Raw genomic sequence first — 7,708 nt, forward strand, 5'->3', positions numbered from 1 at the left:
CTCCCTTGCTCCCCCTGCTCCCCTGCTCCCTCTCATTCTTGCCAACCCACTTTAACAAAATGTGCCTCACGCCCCCAAACGTCGCGTGTACGGGTAATATTTTCAATTGCTAGATTAAAAGGAATGGCAGTTGTTAGGTAACGCTGCGCCATAAAACCTAAATCAGGTGCGAGTTCAGCAGCTGTCGTCGCTGCTAACCCCAAACCTATAAGTTGCTCGATTGGTCGAAATGGTAATAATAGATGTACACCAACAGCTAGTCCAGCTGTTAAGAGCATTGCTACTGATAAATTTGTGCCGCAACGGGGATGTACAGCTAAATCCCATTCTCCATTGGTGAGGCGATGTCGAGCAAGTGCTACCGCACGGCGCAAATCACTAATATTTACTTCACCATAAAGGTAAAATCCATGCTCAGTAGACAAACCACCTAATAGTTCGTTATCTGGTTGAACGTTAGTAGCTTTTCCTTTAGCAGGTTGGCCACTTTGTGAATCACTAAGAACCCAAACAGTAGCGTGTTCTAAGGCGTGAACCTGCCGGATCATCAAAATTTCTTTCAACCCTGGTATAAATGATAGCTGCCTGAGTAGGTCAGCATCTTGTGTGGGTTGGGGAAAGTCTAAGGGACGGTATTCTGGGTTCGGAACTTTCTCAGATACAGGTACCCTAAGATCAAAGTTAAAAAAATCAAAGGGAGACGAGCCACCCTGAAAAGAAGCAGAAGTATTCATTGGAACACCACTCTCCAAGCCGATGGAGCAATATAGATTTCTCTCAAATGTAACGCTTGCACCACTGAATTGTTGCTAATTTTTGTGGTTAATTGTTGAGTTTGGGTATCAAGTATGGGGCATGGGGCATTGGGAATTGGGCATTGAGAAGAGACATAGTTTTGTAGCTTGGGTGCAGCTTTAGCGTAACCCAACATAAATAAGGTAGTAATGTTGCGTTTCACTCCACCCAACCTACATAAATATATCTTTTAAAAAACTCTAGGTTTCAACTAGGTTTCAACATACATGAGGTTTAGTTTCCGAGTCCGAGGGTCAGCTGGCTCCACTAACATAAACTCCGGCTGAGTGAAGGACTCGGAACTTTTGGTAGAGCGTTCACACTGAAAACTTAGGCGTGGGGAGGGAAACAATCAGTCAACCTCAAAATTGGCTTGCAATTCTACCAGACCATAGCAATTAGGTTGCTACTAGTAAATTGTTTATTCGATCTGGTTAGGGAGAAGACAGCAATTGACATCATTTAAGCAGACTTTGCCCCACTGTAAGGCCCAGCGGACAAGAGCTACTCGATTTTCGGTCTCAGTCTTGGTCAGAATATTGCTGATATGGTTATCAACTGTACGCTTGCTAATCTCCAGTTTACCTGCAATCTCTTGGTTAGTTAAGCCAGCGGCCACTAGGTCGATAATTTGCAGTTCTCTGTCTGACAGACTAACGGGGGTCTCAGACTTGCCACCAGCCATGACTATTTCTATCCTCCTTTGGTATATCTACTTAATCACTCTTTCTAATTCTAGAAGATTCTTTTGTTGGTAGGGGTTTCAAGTATTAGCAGTAATACTATTGTCAATATTTTCTTTGGATTTCAAGTTGGCAAGAATATAAATTACGACAATATACAAGTATTATACAACACTTATTTTCGCCTGTGGCTTAGTATAAATATTTAGACAAGTTCAGTAGTAATTAGAAGCATATAGATGTTATGGAGTAGTAAAAAATGCTATTTAATTCTATGAAGAACTGGCGACAAATTAGCAACAATTGTTGTAGATTTTATACTGTAAATTCTTAATCCAAAATCGAAATCTCAAATCTAGAATGAAATGAGCAATTCCCGTGTTTTGTGCCTCGGTGAAATTTTGTTTGATTGTTTAGCCGATCAATTAGGGTTAAAGCTGGAAGAAGTTAAATCCTGGACTCCCTATCCAGGAGGGGCACCAGCTAACGTAGCCTGTGCTTTAGTCAAGCTGGGGACGACAGCAGGATTTATCGGAGCCGTTGGTGAAGATGAACCAGGAAATGCACTGGTCAAGCTATTACAAGATGTAGGTGTAGATACGACTGGGGTACAACGCCACCCTACAGCACCAACGCGGCAGGTTTATGTTACACGGGATCTGGCTGGCGATCGCACCTTCGCCGGATTTGGTCAGTATGACACCGCAGAATTTGCCGATACTCGCCTGCAAGCCAAACAATTGCCAGATGTGCTGTTTCAAGAGGCAGATTTTCTGGTTTTGGGTACTTTGGAATTAGCCTATCCTGAAAGTGAACAGGCAATTTACCGCGCTCTAGAGTTAGCAGAACATTACGATCTGAAGATTGTTCTAGATATCAATTGGCGGCCTGTATTTTGGGACGAACCAAAAATCGCTCATCAAAAAATTCCAGAATTATTTAAGCGAGTAGATTTTCTCAAACTCTCCAAAGAAGAAGCTGAATGGCTATTTGAAACCGCAGATCCTGGAGCCATTACTTACCGCTTGGCTTCAATTGAAGGAGTATTAGTAACAGATGGCGAAAACGGTTGCACCTACTGTCTGGGTGAGAACGAAGGCAAATTACCTTCCTTTTCTATCCCCGTTGTTGATACCACTGGTGCAGGAGATAGCTTTCTCGCAGGATTCATCCACCAGTTGAGTCATTACGGCATCCACAGCTTGCGGGATGCTGAGACTGCAAAACGCATTGTCACTTATGCCAGTGCTGTTGGGGCACTGACTACCATTAAACCAGGTGCGATCGCTTCCCAACCAACAGATGCTGAAGTTGAAGCTTTTCTAGCCTCACATCAACTTTAGGAATTAGCACAACTAGCAGGAATATCAGCCACTAAAGGCTGATACTCCCGACTAGAAAATGGACGAAAATTATTATGCCATTCTGCGGTCATATTGCACAATAAACGTAGTTGGAGAGGTGTCGGTGCTGGATTAACGCGCTCAACATGTACTTTTACAAGTTCAGGATTTTTGCTCTTGAGTTTAAAAACATCATCTACAATATACCGAGGACAATAACCTACGATGTAATGATCCTCAGTACATAAGAGCAATGCACGGGGGTCATGGGGATTTTGAAATTCGTTAGCTAAATATAACAGTTCACCCGTTTGTAATTGACTAATCCGTTCTATTGCACAAGCGGGAAAGTGCCGCACTCCGTGTGCAAAAAAATGGATATGATATAAACCATTGTCATTTGGCTCTGGGCAGGGAAAAATTTCAAAATTATCCGTTGCTTTGCGTCCACCACTACGAGCAAGAATAGTAATTGGCTCATCCTCATGCTGAGGAATATTTAGCCACTCAATATAATTTTTATAATCTGGGCGAGAACGTCGCATTAATCGATTGGAGAACAAGGGAAATAATTCAACTGATGTGTATACTTCCTTTAAGTCAGGAAAAGAAATCAATGGTTGAAACCCGCACTTGACTTGAGCTTCTGTAGCACCATACGTGTAAATAAACTGGTATTTAATATCATCAAACGTTAATCGACCAATGGGAAACCAAGCACGACTTTTTGGATCTTGCCAAGCTAAAAACAATGTTTTCATAGTAGGGTGTCTTGCAGTTTCAGTAACCTGCTTTGATTGAATTCTAATATTTTCTGTGCAAATTCAATTGCTGTTTGCGATATGCGTTCTGATGGGATACGGCTAAAAATATCTAACGTATCATTGCTTGACACCCTTGCTAAATTATCCAACCATACTCTGGCTGCATTTGGATAGCGCTGTTGAGCTTCACGAAACGCATCAACAGCCTTGAGAGGTTTCCTATCATTAACATTAGCATAAAGTACAGAATTACATTTTTCCGCATACCCTGTGACAGATTTATTCTTAAGCTTTAAATGTCGTTTTTCATCTAGCAATTCCCTACCCATGCTAGAGGCGTGGTCATAAGTTGGTGCTAAATAAATTTTCTTTTCCAAACTGATAACAGCCCAGTTTTCATGGTGTCGATCAGAGTTGCCTATCCAAGCATCTAACAATAAGTATCCAACAAAAGTATGCACGGCAGTCATAATGCCATGCGGTGGTGTCCAATTGAGAGGCAGATTTACCGAAGAATCCCCAATGGCATTAAATACAATATCGATTGTGTGTTGAGATGGGTTTTTTGAGTATCTTGGATAGTTAGACACTACTCCCGCTAGAATCTCGTTGCCAAGGGTAAGCCTACTAAGGGGAACCCTTTCCTCTTCAGGTATACTTTCATCTTCAGGTAAAAATGATGGTGAAATAGTCCCTCTCTCGCTATTAAATGTAGCTAGTTCATAATCAGCATGGGGTAGCTCTAGTAAATCGGACAACTCAGATGCAATCTTCTCTGACCAATCCTCTCCTGTATTTGGTCTAGCTTTCTTGTAGAGACAAAGACCTAAATCCTGATGATGGAACCAGAACTTTTCTTTTGTTCCCAAATCCTCAATATCCTCAGGAGCATCTAGGGGAACCTCAATGATAGGAAAATGCTTTGCCATAATTTATCTTGAAATCCTCCCAACAAGTTGCTGAAATCCCCATTTAGTCAGTCTTAGCTTGCTGCCACAGAGTATCAACAGTTACAAACTCATAACCTTGTTGTAGCAGTTGCGGAATGAGAATTTGGATTGTGGCAGCAACATCTTGTCCACCGCAAGCACCATCATGCAAGACAATCAGCGAACCATTTTTAACCTGCTGCATAATTCGCTCTACCACAGTGGTGATACCCGGTCGTACCCAATCTTCTGGTACAACGCTCCACATAACTGAGCGGTAATTCCACCGAGAAAACAATTTTAAAGTAGCAGGTGTAAATAAACCATTGGGGGGACGGACATCCCGCACTTGTTCAGGTTGTAGATTGCAGGCATTGTAGATGGCAACTTGGGTTTTTTCTAAACTGTCCTTCAATTCATTTAGGGAAAGCATAGGAAAAGAACGATGATCGTAGCCATGCAATCCGATCCAGTGGCCGCGATCGCTAACAGCTTTGGCGATCGCTGGTGAACGGTTGACGCAAACACCCAACCAAAAAAAACTAGCTGTAATATTGTAACGATCTAATACTGCCAAGACTTCTGGTGTGTATTGCGGATGGGGACCATCATCAAATGTGAGTGCGATCGCTTTAGTATGAGGATTTCCACCCCAAAGGCAATTGGGAAAACTCGGTTGGAGAATGCGATAGAAAATCGGGAACAGAGGAGCTAGCTGCATTTGCGTTTATCTGCTGCTGACAACTTTTTATAGGTATTGCTTGCGAAACTGCGATGTCTGCGACAAGTTCTTAAATGGTAATTTACATCTGGTAAATCAGTCTTTGTAACAAAATCTGTAACAGCATTACTATTTGAGCTAGCACTCGTCTAGATTGATGAGAAATCTACGCGTAATCCCGGAATTGAAGGATTAATGTTGCTCAAAGATATACGAGATTATCAAATTCTATTTCTCGGCTTGTTCTTAGTATTGGGAATCGGTACAAGAGATTGGACGCTGCGGCCAGAGTTAATTGGGGTAGCGATCGCCACAAGTCTAGCAACCCAATGGATCTTGTCATTAGTTACTGGCAAAGAACAAATGGCAAATCTTCGCAGTGCTTTAATTACCTCTCTAGGACTGGGACTGCTATTGCGGGCTGATTGCTGGACGACAATGGCAATAGCCGCAGCAATTGCGATCGCAAGCAAATTTATTTTCCAAGTTGGCGATAAGCATTTCTTTAATCCCACCAATTTTGGCATCATATCTGCCTTGATTTTGACCCCCGATGCTTGGGTTTCGCCGGGACAATGGGGTGAAGAGTGGTGGTATGGGCTATTATTTGCCGGCACTGGTGGCATGATTTTGCAGCGCGTTGGTCGCTGGGACACCACAGCAGCTTTTTTAGGTTCCTACGCCTTGCTAGAGGCGATTCGCAATCTCTGGCTGGGTTGGACTTGGGATGTTTACTGGCATCGATTGATGAGTGGGTCTTTGCTGCTGTTTGCCCTATTTATGATTACAGATCCGCGATCGATCCCCAATTCCCGAATTGGGCGGGTAGTTTGGGCAATCTGCATCGCCGGATTAACTTTTATCCTGCGGAATTATTTCTTTATTTCCACAGCAGTTTTCTGGGCGCTGTTTGCCCTTGCACCATTGACCATCCTGTTAGATGTTCTGTGGTTAGCCCCAAGGTTTTCTTGGCAAGAGGTGGATGAGGGAGCAGGAGTAGGGGAAGTGGGGGAAGAATTTCTCACTCAGCACTCCTAACTCAGCACTAAAAAAGTAGAGGTATAAAATGAAGTTTTTTCGACTTTTAACGCCATTATTGTTGGCAATCGTAGCTGTTTTCTGCTTTGCACCAGCAGCTTGGGCATTTTGTGGATTTTATGTAGCTAAAGCTGATACAAAACTGTATAACAAAGCTTCTCAGGTGGTGATCGCGCGAGATGGCGATCGCACCGTCCTAACAATGGCAAACGATTTTCAAGGCGAAGTTAAAGATTTTGCGATGGTAGTACCAGTGCCAACAGTGGTACAAAAAGAGCAAGTTCGCGTCACTGAACCCAAGATTATCGAACGCTTAGATGCTTTTAGTGCCCCGCGATTGGTAGAATATTTTGATCCAGATCCTTGTGCCCCAGTTTACCCCCAAGAGTTATCAGCAGCACCAGCGCCAGCAGCAAGCAATGAGTCAGCGCGTAAGAGAAGCAGTGATGCTAGTTTGGGTGTAACAGTCGAAGCACGTTTCAATGTCGGCGAATACGACATCGTGATTCTTAGTGCTAAAGAATCTGGCGGACTAGAAACTTGGCTCCAACGCAATGGCTACAAAATTCCTAGAGGTGCGAAACAGTTACTAAAACCCTATATCCGCTCCTCAATGAAATTCTTTGTTGCCAAAGTCAACTTAAATAAATTCGAGAAATCTGGCTACCAGTTCCTTCGTCCGCTACAAATTTCCTACCAGTCACCCAAGTTCATGCTGCCAATTCGTTTAGGCATGATCAATGCCACGACAGAGCAGGATTTGATTGTCTATATCCTCTCACCTCAAGGACAGGCAGAAATCACTAACTACCGGACGGTGAAAATCCCCTCCGACACAAACGTTCCCTTGTTTGTCAAAGATGAATTTGGTGATTTCTATAAATCAATGTTTCAAACTGCCTACACCAAAGAAAACAAGAAAGTTGGTTTTTTAGAATACGCTTGGAATATGGGTAGTTGCGATCCTTGTTCTGCCGAGCCTCTAACCCCAGATGAGCTTAAGCAAGCAGGCGTATTTTGGTTAGATGATAATTCTCCAAGTGATGTGCCAGTATCCCCACGCTTTCGTCGTCCCTTTCCAAACAGTAACGTCTTCATCTCCCGGTTGCATGTCCGCTACACCCGCGACAAATTCCCTGAAGACTTGATATTCCAACAAACTGCTAACAGTGAATTTTTCCAAGGGCGTTATGTTTTACAACATCCGTTCCAAGGAGAACTCAAATGTCAGGCGGGTAGAGAATATAAGCGGTCTTTGCCCAAGCGTTTTGAACAAGAGGCGCAAACTCTGGCTAAACTCACAAACTGGAAGATTCAAGACATTCGCAACAAGATGAAACTGAGTGTTGGTAATCTGACATATTCTTGGTGGGAAAATTTATTTTCTTGGCTGGGATTATATTGAAGGGAATGGGGAATGGGGAATGGGGAATGG

General features: G+C 43.1%; 9 protein-coding genes. 3 read left to right on the forward strand and 6 right to left on the reverse strand.

Annotated features, from left to right (window positions below):
• Positions 1 to 32 precede the first annotated feature (32 nt).
• The 3 genes from G1O98_RS35320 to G1O98_RS35330 form a co-directional block, all read right to left on the reverse strand.
• Positions 33 to 734, reverse strand: a complete 702-nt coding sequence (locus G1O98_RS35320; protein ID WP_163938631.1) for a DUF6391 domain-containing protein — start codon at positions 732 to 734, stop codon at positions 33 to 35.
• A complete protein-coding gene (locus G1O98_RS35325; RefSeq protein ID WP_163938634.1) occupies positions 731 to 958 on the reverse strand; it encodes a hypothetical protein in 228 nt (75 codons plus the stop codon). Before G1O98_RS35325 ends, G1O98_RS35320 begins: the two co-directional genes overlap by 4 nt.
• A 258-nt stretch (positions 959 to 1,216) precedes the next feature.
• Positions 1,217 to 1,480, reverse strand: a complete 264-nt coding sequence (locus G1O98_RS35330; protein ID WP_012410583.1) for a helix-turn-helix transcriptional regulator — start codon at positions 1,478 to 1,480, stop codon at positions 1,217 to 1,219.
• A 363-nt stretch (positions 1,481 to 1,843) separates the two neighbouring features.
• Between G1O98_RS35330 and G1O98_RS35335 the strand changes: the two genes are divergently transcribed.
• A complete protein-coding gene (locus G1O98_RS35335) occupies positions 1,844 to 2,821 on the forward strand; it encodes a carbohydrate kinase (RefSeq protein ID WP_163938638.1) in 978 nt (325 codons plus the stop codon).
• Here the strand turns inward: G1O98_RS35335 and G1O98_RS35340 are convergent.
• From G1O98_RS35340 to G1O98_RS35350, 3 genes are read right to left on the reverse strand one after another with little or no spacing between them, the layout of a single operon-like run.
• Positions 2,818 to 3,582 (reverse strand): HIRAN domain-containing protein, encoded by a 765-nt coding sequence (locus tag G1O98_RS35340; protein WP_163938641.1) that lies wholly within the window; start codon positions 3,580 to 3,582, stop codon positions 2,818 to 2,820. The genes G1O98_RS35335 and G1O98_RS35340 overlap by 4 nt on opposite strands.
• Positions 3,579 to 4,514 carry a HipA-like protein gene (locus tag G1O98_RS35345; RefSeq protein ID WP_163938644.1) on the reverse strand — a complete coding sequence of 312 codons (936 nt, stop codon included), beginning with the start codon at positions 4,512 to 4,514 and terminating at the stop codon, positions 3,579 to 3,581. The genes G1O98_RS35340 and G1O98_RS35345 overlap by 4 nt, the downstream gene beginning before the upstream one ends.
• Positions 4,515 to 4,557: 43 nt before the next feature.
• Positions 4,558 to 5,235, reverse strand: coding sequence for a polysaccharide deacetylase family protein (locus tag G1O98_RS35350; protein WP_163938647.1), 678 nt, complete (start codon positions 5,233 to 5,235; stop codon positions 4,558 to 4,560).
• A gap of 195 nt (positions 5,236 to 5,430) precedes the next feature.
• On the opposite strand from G1O98_RS35350, the gene G1O98_RS35355 reads away from it, so the two are divergent.
• Positions 5,431 to 6,273 carry an RnfABCDGE type electron transport complex subunit D gene (locus G1O98_RS35355; RefSeq protein WP_163938650.1) on the forward strand — a complete coding sequence of 281 codons (843 nt, stop codon included), beginning with the start codon at positions 5,431 to 5,433 and terminating at the stop codon, positions 6,271 to 6,273.
• Positions 6,274 to 6,301: 28 nt separating this feature from the next.
• Complete coding sequence (locus tag G1O98_RS35360) at positions 6,302 to 7,678, forward strand: DUF2330 domain-containing protein (RefSeq protein ID WP_163938653.1); 1,377 nt, start codon at positions 6,302 to 6,304, stop codon at positions 7,676 to 7,678.
• Positions 7,679 to 7,708: the final 30 nt, after the last annotated feature.

Origin of the sequence: Nostoc sp. UIC 10630 (genome assembly GCF_010747425.1) — a bacterium.
Taxonomy (GTDB): domain Bacteria; phylum Cyanobacteriota; class Cyanobacteriia; order Cyanobacteriales; family Nostocaceae; genus Nostoc.

Excerpts from the sequence above, each read along its gene's own strand:
- G1O98_RS35320 (WP_163938631.1), bottom strand. The coding sequence starts at position 734 with ATGAATACTTCTGCTTCTTTTCAGGGTGGCTCGTCTCCCTTTGATTTT.
- G1O98_RS35330 (WP_012410583.1), bottom strand. The coding sequence starts at position 1,480 with ATGGCTGGTGGCAAGTCTGAGACCCCCGTTAGTCTGTCAGACAGAGAA.
- G1O98_RS35335 (WP_163938638.1), top strand. The coding sequence starts at position 1,844 with ATGAGCAATTCCCGTGTTTTGTGCCTCGGTGAAATTTTGTTTGATTGT.
- G1O98_RS35340 (WP_163938641.1), bottom strand. The coding sequence starts at position 3,582 with ATGAAAACATTGTTTTTAGCTTGGCAAGATCCAAAAAGTCGTGCTTGG.
- G1O98_RS35345 (WP_163938644.1), bottom strand. The coding sequence starts at position 4,514 with ATGGCAAAGCATTTTCCTATCATTGAGGTTCCCCTAGATGCTCCTGAG.
- G1O98_RS35350 (WP_163938647.1), bottom strand. The coding sequence starts at position 5,235 with ATGCAGCTAGCTCCTCTGTTCCCGATTTTCTATCGCATTCTCCAACCG.
- G1O98_RS35355 (WP_163938650.1), top strand. The coding sequence starts at position 5,431 with ATGTTGCTCAAAGATATACGAGATTATCAAATTCTATTTCTCGGCTTG.
- G1O98_RS35360 (WP_163938653.1), top strand. The coding sequence starts at position 6,302 with ATGAAGTTTTTTCGACTTTTAACGCCATTATTGTTGGCAATCGTAGCT.